Origin of the sequence: Niastella yeongjuensis (assembly GCF_900110245.1) — a bacterium.
Taxonomy (GTDB): Bacteria; Bacteroidota; Bacteroidia; order Chitinophagales; family Chitinophagaceae; genus Niastella; species Niastella yeongjuensis.
Genome location: NZ_FOCZ01000003.1, coordinates 102728 through 117791, shown reverse-complemented (window position 1 = coordinate 117791; position 15064 = coordinate 102728). Strand labels below are relative to the sequence as shown.

General features: G+C 44.0%; 13 protein-coding genes. 8 read left to right on the top strand and 5 right to left on the bottom strand.

All coding sequences use genetic code 11. The annotated features are described in order from the left end of the window. Positions 1-158: 158 nt before the first annotated feature. Complete coding sequence (locus tag BMX95_RS08965; protein ID WP_081197520.1) at positions 159-1172, bottom strand: LLM class flavin-dependent oxidoreductase; 1014 nt, start codon at positions 1170-1172, stop codon at positions 159-161. Positions 1173-1445: 273 nt separating this feature from the next. Next, the gene (locus BMX95_RS08960; protein WP_081197389.1) at positions 1446-2117 is read right to left on the bottom strand and encodes a DsbA family oxidoreductase; all 672 of its coding nucleotides are present in this window, start codon (positions 2115-2117) and stop codon (positions 1446-1448) included. A 157-nt stretch (positions 2118-2274) separates the two neighbouring features. Between BMX95_RS08960 and BMX95_RS08955 the strand changes: the two genes are divergently transcribed. Continuing rightward, positions 2275-2658 (top strand): winged helix-turn-helix transcriptional regulator, encoded by a 384-nt coding sequence (locus BMX95_RS08955; protein WP_081197388.1) that lies wholly within the window; start codon positions 2275-2277, stop codon positions 2656-2658. Between the two features lie 139 nt (positions 2659-2797). On the opposite strand, the gene BMX95_RS34920 is transcribed toward BMX95_RS08955, so the two are convergent. After that, positions 2798-3076: a DUF6965 family protein gene (locus tag BMX95_RS34920; RefSeq protein WP_081197387.1), complete on the bottom strand. Its 279-nt coding sequence runs from the start codon at positions 3074-3076 to the stop codon at positions 2798-2800. 79 nt (positions 3077-3155) lie between these two features. Here BMX95_RS34920 and BMX95_RS35940 point away from each other — a divergent pair, with 79 nt between their 5' ends. Both BMX95_RS35940 and BMX95_RS35935 read left to right on the top strand, forming a co-directional pair. Next, positions 3156-3338, top strand: a complete 183-nt coding sequence (locus tag BMX95_RS35940) for an NmrA family NAD(P)-binding protein (RefSeq protein WP_207631469.1) — start codon at positions 3156-3158, stop codon at positions 3336-3338. A 6-nt stretch (positions 3339-3344) separates the two neighbouring features. Continuing rightward, a complete protein-coding gene (locus tag BMX95_RS35935) occupies positions 3345-3791 on the top strand; it encodes an NmrA family NAD(P)-binding protein (protein WP_455429436.1) in 447 nt (148 codons plus the stop codon). On the opposite strand, the gene trhA is transcribed toward BMX95_RS35935, so the two are convergent. Together trhA and BMX95_RS35815 are read right to left on the bottom strand one after the other, a co-directional pair. Beyond that, a complete protein-coding gene (trhA, locus tag BMX95_RS08940; protein ID WP_081197386.1) occupies positions 3754-4380 on the bottom strand; it encodes a PAQR family membrane homeostasis protein TrhA in 627 nt (208 codons plus the stop codon). The genes BMX95_RS35935 and trhA overlap by 38 nt on opposite strands. 167 nt (positions 4381-4547) lie before the next feature. Beyond that, a complete protein-coding gene (locus tag BMX95_RS35815) occupies positions 4548-5084 on the bottom strand; it encodes a glycosyl-4,4'-diaponeurosporenoate acyltransferase CrtO family protein (protein ID WP_081197385.1) in 537 nt (178 codons plus the stop codon). Between the two features lie 375 nt (positions 5085-5459). Here BMX95_RS35815 and BMX95_RS08930 point away from each other — a divergent pair, with 375 nt between their 5' ends. The 5 genes from BMX95_RS08930 to BMX95_RS08910 all read left to right on the top strand — a co-directional run bounded on the left by BMX95_RS08930 (position 5460) and on the right by BMX95_RS08910 (position 15064). Continuing rightward, positions 5460-7349: a metallophosphoesterase gene (locus BMX95_RS08930; protein WP_081197384.1), complete on the top strand. Its 1890-nt coding sequence runs from the start codon at positions 5460-5462 to the stop codon at positions 7347-7349. A 73-nt stretch (positions 7350-7422) separates the two neighbouring features. Continuing rightward, entirely contained in the window at positions 7423-7992 is a 570-nt protein-coding gene (locus BMX95_RS08925; RefSeq protein ID WP_081197383.1) for an RNA polymerase sigma factor, read from the top strand. A gap of 96 nt (positions 7993-8088) precedes the next feature. Continuing rightward, a complete protein-coding gene (locus BMX95_RS08920) occupies positions 8089-10686 on the top strand; it encodes a phosphocholine-specific phospholipase C (protein WP_081197382.1) in 2598 nt (865 codons plus the stop codon). A gap of 27 nt (positions 10687-10713) precedes the next feature. After that, entirely contained in the window at positions 10714-11670 is a 957-nt protein-coding gene (locus BMX95_RS08915; RefSeq protein ID WP_081197381.1) for a FecR family protein, read from the top strand. 76 nt (positions 11671-11746) lie between these two features. Further along, positions 11747-15064 carry a SusC/RagA family TonB-linked outer membrane protein gene (locus BMX95_RS08910; protein ID WP_081197380.1) on the top strand — a complete coding sequence of 1106 codons (3318 nt, stop codon included), beginning with the start codon at positions 11747-11749 and terminating at the stop codon, positions 15062-15064.

Genomic DNA, 15064 nt, shown 5'->3' with positions numbered 1-15064 from the left:
ACGTTTTTTACCAATTAAAAAAGCATCCGCCAACTGACGGATGCTTCTGGTTTGTGTATCTAATGATACAGATTTCGAACTTTTTTCTACCGGATTTAAATCTTGTATTGATAGTCAGTCGATTAAAATACTCATGTACCTAAATATATTAGAAGCATTTATTGTTCTTCATTAATCTCCTTCATCACTTCTGCAAACAGTCGAATAGATTTCAACCGGTCATCCATATTATAGGCAGGTGATGTTATGATAAGCTCGTTTACTCCTGTCTCTTTTAGAAAAAACAGTATCTTCTTTTTTACAGTTTGTTTGCTTCCCACAAAAGAATATTTAAGCATCTGATGTACCGATGGATGACTTGCGATATCTCTTAATTGGTCGGTCATGTCGGTTGGCGGTTGTAAGGCTTCTGGTTGACCGGTTATGACTCCTACAAACATTCTGATCAATGTGGTGAATAATCTTTCTGCTTCTTCATCGGTGTCAGCTACAAAAACATTTACACCGGCCATTGTGTAAGGCTGATCTAAAAATCCGGATGGCTGAAATTCTTTGCGGTAAATCTGTAATGCACTCAATAAATGGGTAGCCGCAAAGTGACTTGCAAATGCATAGGGCAATCCTTTTCGGGCCGCTAAATGCGCACTATCTGTGCTCGAACCTAATATGTAAATAGGCACTTCCGTACCTTCCGCGATAGCAGCTCTTACTTTTGAGTTTTTATTGGATACAGAAAAGTAGTTTTGAATTTTATTGATTTCCTGCGGAAAAGATTGCGCGGCTTGCATAAAGTTGGAGCTGATAGCCTGAGCTGTATCCCTATCTGTGCCCGGCGCCCTGCCCAAACCAAGATCTATGCGGCCGGGATACAGGTGGGCCAGGGTGCCGAACTGTTCTGCAACAATCAGGGGAGAGTGATTGGGAAGCATCACACCACCAGAACCCACCCTTATTGTATGGGTGTTCTCTGCCACGTAGCCGATAAGCAATGAAGGTGCATTACTACCTATATATGGTGAATTGTGATGCTCAGCAAACCAATACCGTTTGTAACCGTAGGTTTCTGCGTTCTGTGCCAGGATAAGTGAATCATTCAGTGTCTTTTTTATTTCGCTTCCTTGCGAAACAATTGCCAGGTCCAAAAAAGAATAAGCAATATCTTCTTTCTTCATCTTAAATGCCATTAAAATTAATATCTGTAATTGCCATTTAGCCGTTCCGGCTAATTAACACGGAAAGAATCATTTTGTTCGTCTAAAACTGATTATTAATGAGGTAATTCGCCTGACATGCAGCCTTGTCGCGGGTTTCAGCGAATATAAAAAAAACATCGTGCAATATTTCGACGATGTCTTTTCAGGTGTACCTATCTGACTTGAAACTTTTAGCTAATATGATTGTATAACAGTATCATTGGGTATAGTTTTATCTTAAATGATCTGGAGTTAATCTTTATCTGTTTCTGCCCAGGTTTTATTCAGCACATCAATAAAGACTTCCTTTGGCTTAACCCCTGAAATAGCATATTTGTTATTGATAATGAAAAAAGGTGTACCACTTATTCCTATACGTTCCCCTGACATCCTACTACTTTTCAAATCGTTTTTGTACCTGTCGGTGGGTAGAATATCACGAATTTCAGTTTTGTCTAAACCAATCTCAGAACTCAATTGTATAAGTGTTTCTGCATCGGCTATATCAAGTCCTTCCACGAAATAAGCGTTGTACAATTTCTGCGATAATTCTTTGTGCTTTCCTTTTTCCTGTGCATAGAGCGTTAGGCGTAGTGCATCGGTTGTATTCGTTGGAATTAGCTTGTCCAGATCATAATTTAAACCGACTGATTTTGCCAGAGCAATAACATTCTTGTTCGCTTCCTTTACATAATCAACTGAAATGTTATTATGCGTTTTTGAAGTGTATTCGTAATAGATTCTATCCTTGTTCAAGGGCGCATTGGGATAGAGTTGAAACGGGTGATAAACCACTTTAACATTTTCTCTATATGGAAGTTCTGAAATAGCCTTTTCTAAATTTACTTTTCCTATATAACAGAGCGGACACATATAATCAGCATAGAAGTCAATGACAACTGTCGGTTGATTTGTTCTTTCCATTTTGTTATTTTTTATGTTGATGCGTAAGTTCTTTGATTCGTGCTTTCTGCCTTAAGAATTTTCGGGCAAATGTAGAATCCATACTTTACTTTTGAAAGTAGTTACACCAATGTACAGTATTGACACGGAGTAAAGGATTGAATAAAATCAACGGTTTATGGGCAAAAAGAAATCTGAAAAAATTGACGATAAATGCACAATTCATAATATCATGGAAATTTTGGGCGGGAAATGGGCTATTCCGATTATCTATAATTTGTGTGATAACAAAAAACGTTTTGGTGAATTAGAACGCAGAATCCCAAACATAAACACAAGAATGTTGGTAAAGGAATTGAAGAGTTTAGAAAAAAACAGAATTGTAAAAAGAGAAGCCTTTGCAACCGTTCCGCCTACAGTAGAGTATTCTCTGACGGAAAAAGGCAAAGCATTGGAGCCAATAATTTTGGGCTTACTTAAATGGGGGCAGGAATATGCCAATAACGGAATAATCATGGCCGGAACAATAATTGATGCCAGGGGTCATGTCAGCATTACTTAATGCCCGGGAAATTAAACCAGCCCTGATCGAAATACCTTTTTTGTTTATTCCTTTGGTGTTGATTTATCTAAAACATCCACTGGTTACAAAATAACCTTTGAAAATTTATCTCAGCTCAATGACATGATTCGCCTGACATTTAGTTCAGATTCCTGTTATGCGCATCTATAAACCCCCTATATTGGTAATATTTAGGCTCAGGAATTTCGCCAGAGAGGATCTTTTTTAAAGTTACCAGTCGGTTGAAAAAGGCGGAGAATGTATTGTTTCCAATGTTGGAACGGCACGCAATGAGGTGCGCATCTTTGAATTTTTTAACGTCGGCGATGTGTTCACTCTGGCTTAACTGGATCTGTGCGGGCAAGGTTACTGAATTAAAAAATTGCTCAAGTTCTATTAAATTTTGCTCTGTATACATAGGTACGAAGGTGCATAAAAATCACATAACTTTATACATTGAGACGAAGATTAATGAACCGACCCCCCAGTCCTTTGACATGAGCGCCTCCGCAGGAGTTAGATGGTTCATGCCTGGGCCTGATACACTTAAAACTGCCTTTCAGGGGGTATCTGGCGTTTTCCTGGTTACTAATTTCTGGGAAAAAGGAACCGATGAAGGGAAGCAGGCAACAGCAGCTGTTCATGCAGCCCGGGATGCCGGCGTTAAATATTTTATTTGATCAACACTGCCGGATGTAGAAGCAATCAGCAAGGGCTTGTTCCGTGTTCCTCATTTTACCGGAAAGGCGAAAGTCGACCTGATCATTAAGGATGCCGGATTTGATTTTCACACCTTCGTTATAGCGCCATTTTTTTACCAGAACTTTATCGGTGCGCTCGCACCTCAAAAACAGGAAAACGGAAGTGTTGGTTGGGCACTCCCTTTGGATCCAACGGTACGTGGCATTCATATGGGAGACATTACAGAACTTGGTAAAATTGTAGCTGGTGCATTTGCAAAACCATCTGAGGCCGGGAATGGGGCGTACCTGCCCCTGGTAGGCATGCTAATGAGCTTTAACGAAATCGTTGATACACTCAATCAACAGGGACATGCATTTTCATTCACGCAGGTGCCTTCAGACCCATCTTTTCTCAGATCGTTAGTAATACTGCTATGTAATGACAAATAGCTGCTGCGAGTACAAAGCTGTGCCATACGGCATGTGTGTAGGTGTACTTGTCCCACAAATAAAAAAAGGAACCCACGGTATATAGTACGCCGCCGAGGATGATAAATATCAATACATCACCTGGCATGGCGTTAAAGAATTTCCCCCAGCCGACCAACATGATCCACCCCATTGCAAGGTATACTATTGTTGAAATAACGTCGAACCTGCCTGTCCAACGAATTTTAATAAAAACGCCTACCACCGCGAGACTCCATAAAATCACCAGGAGACTTATCCCAAAAGAATTATTCAGGAACACCAATAAGAAAGGTGTATACGTTCCTGCAATGAAGAAATAAATACTGATATGATCCAACTTCATAAAAAGCAGTCTGATAGCGGGATCCCTGGTTATATGAAATATAGTGGAAGCTGTAAAGAGCATTAAAAAGCAAAACCCGTAAATGCCTGACCCTACGATGCCGGGTACATTATTATTGGCTGTGGCAATTGCAGTTAGAACAGGAATTGCACTAATGCCAAATAACATGCCGAAGCCATGTATCAGACCGTTAACGACATCCTGCTTGCGCGTATAGCTTTCCATAATGTCAAATATTTATATCTCTATCCTGCAATTTATTTGCCGGGTTGCATAGGGATAGTCAGGCTTGAACAATTAATATTCGTAAGTCGCTGAATTCCCAACATGTCTTGTTTAAGCAGGCTAGACATTTGTCCAGCTGACCCCACTTTTTACGATTTTGGTCGATTTTAGTCAATACGAATTGCATGGGATGATATTTTCTTAATCCTGATTTTATTGTACTGTTGTAAAAAGATTGTGCTTACGTTATATAGTACATTAGTTGCTGATATCGCCAACCCAAGTTTATTATACCCATTAAAAAAGCAGCGGATAGCTGTCAGCAAGAAAAAAGTAAAACAAACCCAATGAAAGCGTTCGTACATAGCTATGGTTTTTAAGTACTGTTGTGCTTGAGAAACTCCTTTTATGATAAACCGATTTCGGTTATTGACCATTGATTTAACAGTATCACCATTTTGAACAAATTTCCGGATGAACTTCACACCAAACCTTTCATAAAATTTTCTGCTTGAACTTAACATTAGTCGGTTCAATATTTTCTCCGGGAGTATTCCAAAAATTAAAGCAATTACTATGGACAAATAAAAATACAGGTTTATACCATCATTTATCCAAAACGAAAGTACAGGAGCAAAACAAAGGATTGTCCAAAAGAAATTGATTAGCTGGTTTAATATCTCTCGTTTGTAGCTGAAGTTCATTTTGTGTTTCGTCCACGACCGGAGTTATATCTGTTGACTATTTGAATGATCTGTTTTTTAAGATATGTACCTTAACGTACAAATTTCGAACTTTTTTCTGCGGGATTTGAAATTATTAGGCAACATGATAGCCTGAATTCTCCATATTCTTTACTCATTTGAATATCAAATAGCGTTGGAAATCATCTCGATATGGGTAAAACTACAGAATATTGCCGACATGAACATCCTGCAGCTTCGCATGAGAAGGGTTTAACCGTGAACCGTCAGACAGTTAACAATTCGTTCATCATATGGATTGGTACCTGGAACCATCAGCCGTCTTTACTATAAAAACAAAGACCGGCTTTAAAATATCAATCAAACAAGAAACAGATGAAATTTGTTACTGTAATACTTTCGCTATTGATAAGCAATTTTGCATTTAGTACAAGGGTACCCCGTTTTATCGTAAAGCCCTATCTTCAATTTGCCACCCAAACCGGTATCACCATTTTATGGGAAACCTCTGAACCCGGTAAATCCTGGGTGGAATACGGTCCTGCATTATACAATGCAACTGCCCCCAATTTATCGCGCCGTACTATGGATTTTAGCAATACCGTCATGCATACGGCTGTGTTGGACAGCCTACAGGCAGAAACTGTTTACTTCTATAGGGCGGTTACCGTTGCTGCCGGAGGCGACTCGCTCATTAGTGAAGTATCCTGCTTTAAAACAGCAGTAAAAGACAATACACCTTTTGCATTTACTGTATTCAGCGATTCACAAAACAACCCCGAAGCATGGGGTCGTATATCGGAACTGGCATATAATGAACGTCCTAATTTTGCATTGCACGGTGGTGACATTGTTGATTATGGCTATGTCAAGAGTAATTGGGTAGACCATTTTATGGCGCCGGGCAATCTCTTTATGAGCAAATATCCCATCTATTCAATACCCGGCAACCACGAGCATGATGCGCCTTATTATTATCAGTACATGCGCAACCCTGGCAATGGTTATTTTTATTCTTTCCGCTATGGCAATGCTCAGTTCTTTATGTTGAACACCAGTTATAGTGTGTTGCCCGGATCGGAACAATATGACTGGCTTGAATGGGAACTGGCGCATTCTACCGCCACCTGGAAAATCGTTACGCATCACTATCCTCCCTTTTCTTCTGATGAAAATGATTTTGGAGATACACGGAAAAGCCTGGCCCGGGAAGGCAATCATTATCTTGAACCGGCACGCGGGCTTTATGAAAAATATGGTGTAGATATAGTTTTCTACGGTCACATTCATACTTATGAAAGAACGTGGCCCATTTACAAAGGAAAGCCCACCACGAAAGGCGGTGTGATCTACCTGAACGTAGGTGGAAGTGGCGGAGACCTTGAACATTCTGCTCCACTCCGTTCCTGGTTTACTAATAAGGTGAAGACGGCTTATCATTTTGGCTCTGTAAAAATACATGAGAATGATCTCCAGTTTCAGGCTATCGACGAAACCGGGGCAGTGTTCGACGCATTTGAATTAAAGAAGGAAGGAAACTGGCATGATGTTACGGCTGTACGAAAAATGCCACCTGCACCACACATTATAGCCACGCAATCTGTATTTACGAACCAACTTAGTGTAAGCATCGATAAAGCGTTTTCCGATCTGGAAGTGCGTTATACTACAGACGGCAGCAACCCTACGCGCAGCGCTGCTTTGTATAAGGCTCCTTTACAACTTAGCCAGTCTGTTAGTGTGAAAGCCGTTGCATTCAGCAAAGAAGGCAGCAGTAACCTGGCCGAAAGGAAATTTGTAAAACAGGAGTTTTTTAATGCGCAGAATGCAGGCACGCTCAATCAGGGGCTTAACTACCGGTATGGATCAGGCACCATTAAGTCGCTGGATGATTTTGAAAAACTTTCCTTTGAGAAAACTGGCGTAACACCAGGCTATAATTTTGAAGGCATGTTCCCACGCGCACATTTTTGGGGAGCTGCTTTTACGGGGTATATCCGTATTGATTCAGCTGGTGTTTACCGGTTTACCGGGCATGGGGAAAACTGGCTTCGCTTTTCTATCGACGATCAGTTGCTGATTGATGAATTTGACCGGGATATTAACAATGGAAATGGCGGCCCTGGTGAGATTGCTTTACAAGCAGGGCTTCACCGGGTGAAAATCTTGTACTATGATGTGGAAAGACCAGCCTCCATTGATCTGTTCATGCAAAAGATTGGCGGCGAAAGGAAAGCATTGGACCCTGCGTTGCTTTTTCATTAAAAATTAATTCATACCCTCCTTAAACAGGAGGGTCTTTAATATTTGGGTAACATGTGTGCACTTTCTTTGTTATATGTATAGGCTCTTCTCCGATCTTGATCTGGCCAATGCGCTGTACAAAGGGGATTCCCATGCCTTTAAGGAATTGTATACCCGTCATGCAGAGGGCCTGTTGCGGCTGGCCATGGCCAAGTTAGGTTTTGAACAGGATGCGGAAGATTGTGTGCAGGAAGTGTTTTGCAATTTCTGGCAACATTGTCTCGACCGGCAATCTCCTTTTCTTTCCATTAACCTGGAAGCCTACCTGGTTACGTCTGTAAAGCATTATGTGTTCAGGCATTATAAAAAACAATTGCAGTCAAAGCTCGTAAAACAGCAAATGGCTGCAGAAACGCTTTATGCAGAAGCTGTTGAAGACCGTGTTGCCCAGCAGGAAATAACCAGGCTGTTGCAGCATGAGCTGGAAGATATGCCGGAGCAGATGCGTAAGGTTTTTGAAATGAGCAGGCGCCAACACCTCAGTATACAACAGATCGCTACTGAACTTGACCTTTCAGAACAAACGGTTAAGAACCACATGGGCAGGGCTTTACGCAGGCTTCGCCTTCGCCTGGGCCCACAGTTGCTGAACTTTTTCCTGTAATAGTTTTTGGTAACAATTCCTTTACATCGGCCATTGGTACCTGGTCTTCTCACCTGGCTTTACTAGGTAGCATCAATCAATTATCTCTTTCATTGTATGGATACAAGACGAAATTTTATTAAAAAAGCAGCGCTGTTGTCGGGCTCTGCGGCTTTTGCCAATATACTGCCTCCATCTATTCAAAAAGCATTTGCTATTGATCCTGAAGCGGGCAGCACCTGGCAGGATGCAGAACATGTAGTGATACTAATGCAGGAGAACCGTTCTTTCGATCATACATTCGGGATGCTGAAAGGCGTGCGTGGTTTTAATGATCCACGTGCCATTACACTACCCAATAAAAATAAGGTATGGCTGCAAACGGATGAATTGAAAAAGACATATGCACCTTTCCGCTATAACTTAAAAGATACAAAGATCACCTGGATGTCTTCTTTACCACACCGGTGGGAAGACCAGGTGGATGCCCGCAACCAGGGCAAACACGATCGCTGGCTGGAAGTGAAGAAGTCGGGCAATCCCGAATACAAACAGATGCCGTTGGCGATGGGTTATTATACCCGTGAAGATGTACCTTTCTATTATGCAATGGCGGATGCTTTCACAGTTTGCGATCAACACTTCTGCTCTTCGCTTACGGGCACCACACCCAATCGGCTTTATTTCTGGACGGGAACAGTGCGGGAAAAACAGCACATCAGCGCCAAAGCAAATGTGCGTAACGGCGATGTTGATTATGGCCGGTGGGCTTCCTGGAAAACGTTCCCTGAAAGACTGGAAGAACATGACATTTCCTGGCGCATCTATCAGAATGAGTTGAGCATTTCGGTTGGTCTCGACAGCGAAGCCAATGAATGGCTGGCCAACTTCACCGACAACCCGCTTGAATGGTTTGTGCAATACAACGTACGATTTACGCCGGGTTATCACCCATTCCTGCTAAGACACCAGGGACGTGTTACCAAAGAGCTTGATGGTTTACTGGAAAAGCAGCAACACTTTTCCGGCACACCGGAAGAAAAAGAACAACTCGAAAAAAATATTGCTTTCCGGAAAGACATGTTGCAAAAGATTGCAGACGAACTGCCCAAATGGTCAAAAGAGGAGTTTGAAAAATTATCTCCCCGTGAAAAGAGCCTGCACGCAAAGGCATTAACTACTAATATCAACGATCCTTTTTATCACGATCTCGCGCCTTACAAATACATGGATAATGGCGTAGAGCGGGAGATCAATATTCCTAAAGGAGATGTGCTGCATCAGTTCAGGGCTGATGTAACCAATGGAACGTTGCCGCAGGTGTCGTGGCTGGTAGCGCCGGCCAGGTTTTCCGATCATCCGGGCGGTCCCTGGTATGGCGTATGGTATATGTCGGAAGTGATAGATATTCTTACGCAGAACCCTGCAGTGTGGAAGAAAACGATCTTTATTCTTACCTATGATGAAAATGACGGGTACTTTGATCACGTACCGCCGTTCGCGGCGCCAGACCCACGGATGCCTGGCAGTGGAAAAACATCTGCCGGCATTGACGGCAGCGTAGAGCAGGTGACCAAAGAGCAGGAAGAAGCGCGGGCTAAGATGTATCCCGGCCCCGGTCTTGGACGCGAAGGGCGTACGGGCTCCATCGGACTTGGCTTTCGGGTGCCGATGATCGTTGCCTCTCCCTGGTCAAGGGGCGGAGCAGTTTGTTCCGAGGTATTCGATCATACTTCGGTATTGCAGTTTCTTGAAAAGTTTGTGAGCCATAAATCGGGCCATGCCATCAAAGAAGAGAATATCAGTGCCTGGCGCAGAACAGTGTGCGGCGATCTTACTTCGGTGTTCAAACCATACAATGGCGAAGTAACCCCTACGCCTGAACCGGTAAAAAAGAATGATCACATCGAACTGATCACCAATGCAAAGTACAAGGTCGAAATTCCTTCTTTCAAGGCATTGTCAACAGCAGAAATAGACCAGATCAATACAAACCCACACACTTCCCCTTTCATGCCTCAGCAGGAAAAAGGTATCCGTCCGGCGCGGCCGCTGCCTTATCAATTGTATGGGGAGGGGAAATTGAGTGATGATAAGCGGCAGATCACGCTTTCGTTTACGGCAGGCAAGGATGTATTCGGTAATAAGGCGGCAGGCGCTCCTTTCCTGGTATATGCCACTGGTACCTGGAAAGACATGCCGGGCCTTCAACCGGTGGCTCGTACTATGCGCACCTGGAACTACGCGGTGTCGCCTGGTGATACCCTCACCGATAGCTGGTCGATTGCAGATTTTGATAATGGCATTTACAAACTGGAAGTATACGGCCCCAATGGCTTTTATCGCGTGCTGGCAGGCAATGCGCATGATGCACCATTGGAGCTGGCCTGCGAATACCAGCGTACACGGATGCAGGCCAAACAACTTACCGGTAATATCCAGTTGAAAATCCGGAATACTGACCCGGCCAATAAAATAACCATCACCCTTACGGACAATGCTTACGGCGCAACGCCCAAAAAGCAAGCGCTTGGTAAGGCAGGGATTACCGGCGACCGGGAAACTATTATCATTGATCTCAGCAAAAGTTTTGGCTGGTATGACTTTACTATACGGGTGGCCGGCCACGAAGTTTTTGAAAGACGTTATGCCGGGCACGTAGAAACAGGCCGGGAAAGTTTTAGCGACCCACTGATGGGTCAGGTTTCCCTTTAAAACCAGGGAAGCGTTAAAAGAAAAAAGATGAACGACCTCGAATTATATGAGTTATTGAAGCGTAAGGAAAGCAATGAATTAAATGAGGCGGAAGAACAATTGCTGGATGAATGGTTCAATACGCTGGAGCACAAACCAGCAGAAGCAGACCGCATAGTTGCTATGAAAAACCGTGTATGGCTGATGATCAGTAACAGGCTTTCCCTGTCCGTTAGCCACATGCCCTGGGTAAAATACCTGGCCGCGGCCTCTGTACTGCTGGCCGTGCTTTGTACAGCTTTGTATTTAACCCACACCTATAAAAAAAGCGCTACCCACGGTAGTGAGCAGGTAGCCATACACAGTATTAAAGTGCCCTCCAACGAACAGATGCGGCTTGCCCTGGGAGATGGCACCGTGATCTGGCTCAATGGTGGCGCCGAACTGGATTACCCCACGGCCTTTGGTAAAATCAGGAATGTATACCTGAAACAGGGGGAAGCATTTTTTGAAGTGGCGAGGGATACCACACGCCCCTTCCTTGTACACAGTGGCCAGTTGTATACAAAGGTATTGGGCACCTCATTCGACATCCGCCAGCGAAACGGCCAATATACGGTGGCAGTGGCCAGCGGGAAAGTAAAAGTGTATTACGGGGATAAAGACAGGGAATCGGCTGTTTCTCCTGTACTGAGCGCCGGAGAAAGATTAATGACCGACAACGGTGGCAACCATCCCGTAGTAGACAAACTGGATAAAACATTATACAAAGGCTGGACCGACAAAGTTTACCAATTGAAAAATGTAAGCCTGGAAGGCATTGCCTTTTGTATGGAATCGATTTATGGGATCACTGTCCGTATTCAAAGCGCAGCATTGAAAAACCTGACATTTACTACCAGCTTCAGTAATAAAGACAACTTAAATGAAGTACTGACACGATTAAGTCTTGCCGGAGATTTTCATTACAAGATCGTCGATACAAGAACGGTCCTTATCTATTAAATAATTAACGCTCATTTATTATTACACCCTGCCAACAGGGTGACAGGAATTCTATTCAATTGTAAAAAACAAAAAAATGAAAAAGAATTACACCAGTTCATTCAGACTGCTGTTTCTTGTTTTTTGTCTGGTTGTAATCCAGGGTCAGGAGCTTTGGGCCCAGGACAAAACTATTAGTATGGATGCACGGGGCAAATCGCTCAAGGAAGTGCTCCAACAGATCCAGGCCCAGTCAGGCTTTACCATTACTTATAGCGATGCCCTGATCAATGGTAAGAAAAGTGGTAAAGATCAATTACAGCAGGTGCCATTAAAGGAAGCATTACAACAGGTACTGCTTGGTACCGGCCTGGCTTACCGGCTCGAAAATGAGAACATCACCATCTTCCGGTCGACTATTGAAAAAAGAGCTTCTAAGCCTGGTACCGTTACAGGGGTAATCGTAGACAGTGCCACGAATGAAACAATTGCTTATGCTACGGTGCGTGCAGGAAGCACTTCGGTGATGAGTAATGCCGATGGTGTTTTTGAACTGCCCGCAAGCGCTGCCAATTCCAATATTATGGTTAGCTACCAGGGATATGTAACCCGGTCGGTACTGTATGAGGGAAACAATGATGGCGGATGGACGATACTGCTGCCTAAAAGAAATGGCGCCTTATCGGAAGTAGTGGTTACGGCGCTCGGTTTGTCGAAAGAGAAAAAGCAACTGGCATCGGCCATACAACAAATATCCGGTGATGAGGTAAGACGGGTGAAAGGAACAGACATCGGTACTTCAATGACAGGTAAGATCTCGGGCCTGATAGTCAAGAACAGTTCAGAATTCTTTACCGCCCCCACTTTTACACTCCGGGGGGCAACTCCATTACTGGTAATAAATGGTACGCCTTATGGCAATATGACACTGCGCGATATAGGCGCTGATGATATAGAAAGCATCAGCGTACTGAAGGGCGCCACCGCCGGCGCCTTATATGGCGGCAGAGGTGCCAACGGGGCCATCATTGTTACTACTAAAAAAGGCACCAAAAATAAAGGACTGGTGGTTACCGTAAACAGTAACACCATGTTCAATGCTGGCTTCCTGACCTTACCTAAGGTGCAAACTTCTTACAGTGCAGGTCTTGGCGGCAACTTCAGCAATACTGACTATGTATGGGGCGCTAAACTCGACATCGGCACCATGGCCATGCAATGGGACCCGGTTACAAAACAAATGACGAACCAGCCGCTCACCTCACGTGGCAAGGATAATTTCAAGAACTTTTTGGAGCCCAGTTATGTCACCAACAACAACATCAGCATTTCTCAAACGGGTGAACTGGGAAGTTTCCGCGCTTCTCTAACCAATATCAATACCAAAGGCCAGTATCCCAATGCAAAGGCCAATAGTTTCAACTTCCTTGTAGGCGGTGATATGCATGTAGGCAAGTTTAAACTGGAAGCAGACCTGGGTTATAACAAACGCTACTCTCCGCAGGTCTGGGGTGCAGGGTATGGAACGCAAGGGTACATTTACCAGATCCTGATGTGGACCGGACCCGAGTATGACCTGCGTCAATACCGTGATTACTGGCAAACGCCCGATGTTCAGCAAAACTGGATGTATAAAACCTGGTACGACAACCCGTATCTGATCGCTTATGAAAAGCTGGACGCAATTGATCAGAATACCATCAATGCCAACCTTACCCTCAACTATAAACTATTTCCCGGCGCCAACCTGTTGTTCCGCAACGGTACCGATTTCGCCGGCAACACAGAAACGAAGAGAAACCCGCCCAATATCAACTCTACCAGTGGTGGCTGGTTCTCTAAAGGTGTATATTCCAACAACATCAATTACGGATTCAGTACCAACAATGACCTGATCTTCACCATTAGCAAACACGTGAACAAACTAGGCATTGACGGGTTGACCGGTGGAACGATCAACTACTCGCAGGCGCAGAATACTTTTGCTTCTACCCGTAATGGCCTCACGGTACCTGGCTTTTATTCTCTCGCAGGTTCTTTGGAGCGCCCGGATGTTACTGCTACTGCCAATAAAAAGCAGGTCAACAGTCTGTATGGCAAGTTGATGCTCTCCTGGGATAATCTGCTCTTTGTAGAGGCTACAGGCCGTAATGACTGGAGCTCTACGCTGCCAAAATCAAACCGATCTTATTTTTATCCATCTGCAGGCGCCAGCCTTGTGTTGTCTGAAATATGGAAGATGCCCTCCTGGACGGATATGTGGAAAGTGCGTGGTTCATGGGCGGTTACTAAAAGTGATCCGGCTGTATATGCCACCAACCGCTCTTATTCCACTACGCTGGGTGCATGGAATACCCTTAATAGTGCTGCTTATACTACCGGCATCATCAATACGGATATTAATCCAACAACGGCCCGTACCTGGGAGATCGGTACAGCCGCCTACCTGCTGAAGAACCGCTTGCAGGTAGATGTTACTTACTACAATAAATACACATACGACCAACAGATCAACGCCCCGATCACTCCATCTACCGGTTTTAATAGCAGCCTGATCAATACACTGGAAACAACGGTGCGCCGGGGTATTGAAATTACCGTTGACGCTACGGCCGTACGTAACAAAAATTTTGAGTGGACAACCAGCTTCAACTGGTCTACCTCCAAGCAGTATTACAAAGATCTGGACCCCGTGTTCTCTACCGATAACCTTTGGACAAAACGGGGTGAAAGAACCGATTACGTGGCTATCAACGACTGGGACCGCGATCCTTATGGCAATGTGATCCACCTGGATAATGGCCGCGCCAGCAAAAGCGTTTACAAATCACGGATCGGCTACTTAGATCCAAACTGGGTAGCAGGCCTCATCAACCGCCTGCGTTATAAACAGTTTATGGTTTCGTTCAGCTTTGATGGCCGTTTTGGCGGATTGATGTATGAATACATGAATGATAAAATGTGGGATACGGGCTCTCATCCTGATTCTGACAATCAGTATCGCTATGAGGAAACGGTTAACAAAAATCAAACCTTCATTGGCGATGGGGTGAAGATAGTTTCTGGTACTGCCACTTATGACAACTATGGCAGGATAACTAAAGACACCCGGGTATTTGCCAAGAACGACAAAGTGGTTTCTTATGAAACGTATGCACGTTCGTTCAAGGGTGGTTCACCAGCCGGCATGCTTGATCCTACTTTTGTGAAGTTGCGGGAAGTAACCCTGGAGTATATGGTGCCTGGTAATATTACCCACAAGATTGGTGCGGCCAATGCCAGCATTGCCCTCACGGCTCAGAACGTATGGATGTGGCGTAAGCAATTCAGGTTTGCCGACCCTGATAACGGGACCGATAACCTGAACTCACCCACGAACCGCTACATTGGCGCGAATATTAAACTCACCTTTTAA

What these genes read in the sequence shown, in the direction of transcription:
- BMX95_RS08965 (WP_081197520.1), bottom strand. Translation starts at nt 1,172, where the DNA reads ATGAAGAAAGAAGATATTGCTTATTCTTTTTTGGACCTGGCAATTGTT.
- BMX95_RS08960 (WP_081197389.1), bottom strand. Translation starts at nt 2,117, where the DNA reads ATGGAAAGAACAAATCAACCGACAGTTGTCATTGACTTCTATGCTGAT.
- BMX95_RS08955 (WP_081197388.1), top strand. Translation starts at nt 2,275, where the DNA reads ATGGGCAAAAAGAAATCTGAAAAAATTGACGATAAATGCACAATTCAT.
- BMX95_RS34920 (WP_081197387.1), bottom strand. Translation starts at nt 3,076, where the DNA reads ATGTATACAGAGCAAAATTTAATAGAACTTGAGCAATTTTTTAATTCA.
- BMX95_RS35940 (WP_207631469.1), top strand. Translation starts at nt 3,156, where the DNA reads ATGAGCGCCTCCGCAGGAGTTAGATGGTTCATGCCTGGGCCTGATACA.
- trhA (WP_081197386.1), bottom strand. Translation starts at nt 4,380, where the DNA reads ATGGAAAGCTATACGCGCAAGCAGGATGTCGTTAACGGTCTGATACAT.
- BMX95_RS35815 (WP_081197385.1), bottom strand. Translation starts at nt 5,084, where the DNA reads ATGAACTTCAGCTACAAACGAGAGATATTAAACCAGCTAATCAATTTC.
- BMX95_RS08930 (WP_081197384.1), top strand. Translation starts at nt 5,460, where the DNA reads ATGAAATTTGTTACTGTAATACTTTCGCTATTGATAAGCAATTTTGCA.
- BMX95_RS08925 (WP_081197383.1), top strand. Translation starts at nt 7,423, where the DNA reads ATGTATAGGCTCTTCTCCGATCTTGATCTGGCCAATGCGCTGTACAAA.
- BMX95_RS08920 (WP_081197382.1), top strand. Translation starts at nt 8,089, where the DNA reads ATGGATACAAGACGAAATTTTATTAAAAAAGCAGCGCTGTTGTCGGGC.
- BMX95_RS08915 (WP_081197381.1), top strand. Translation starts at nt 10,714, where the DNA reads ATGAACGACCTCGAATTATATGAGTTATTGAAGCGTAAGGAAAGCAAT.
- BMX95_RS08910 (WP_081197380.1), top strand. Translation starts at nt 11,747, where the DNA reads ATGAAAAAGAATTACACCAGTTCATTCAGACTGCTGTTTCTTGTTTTT.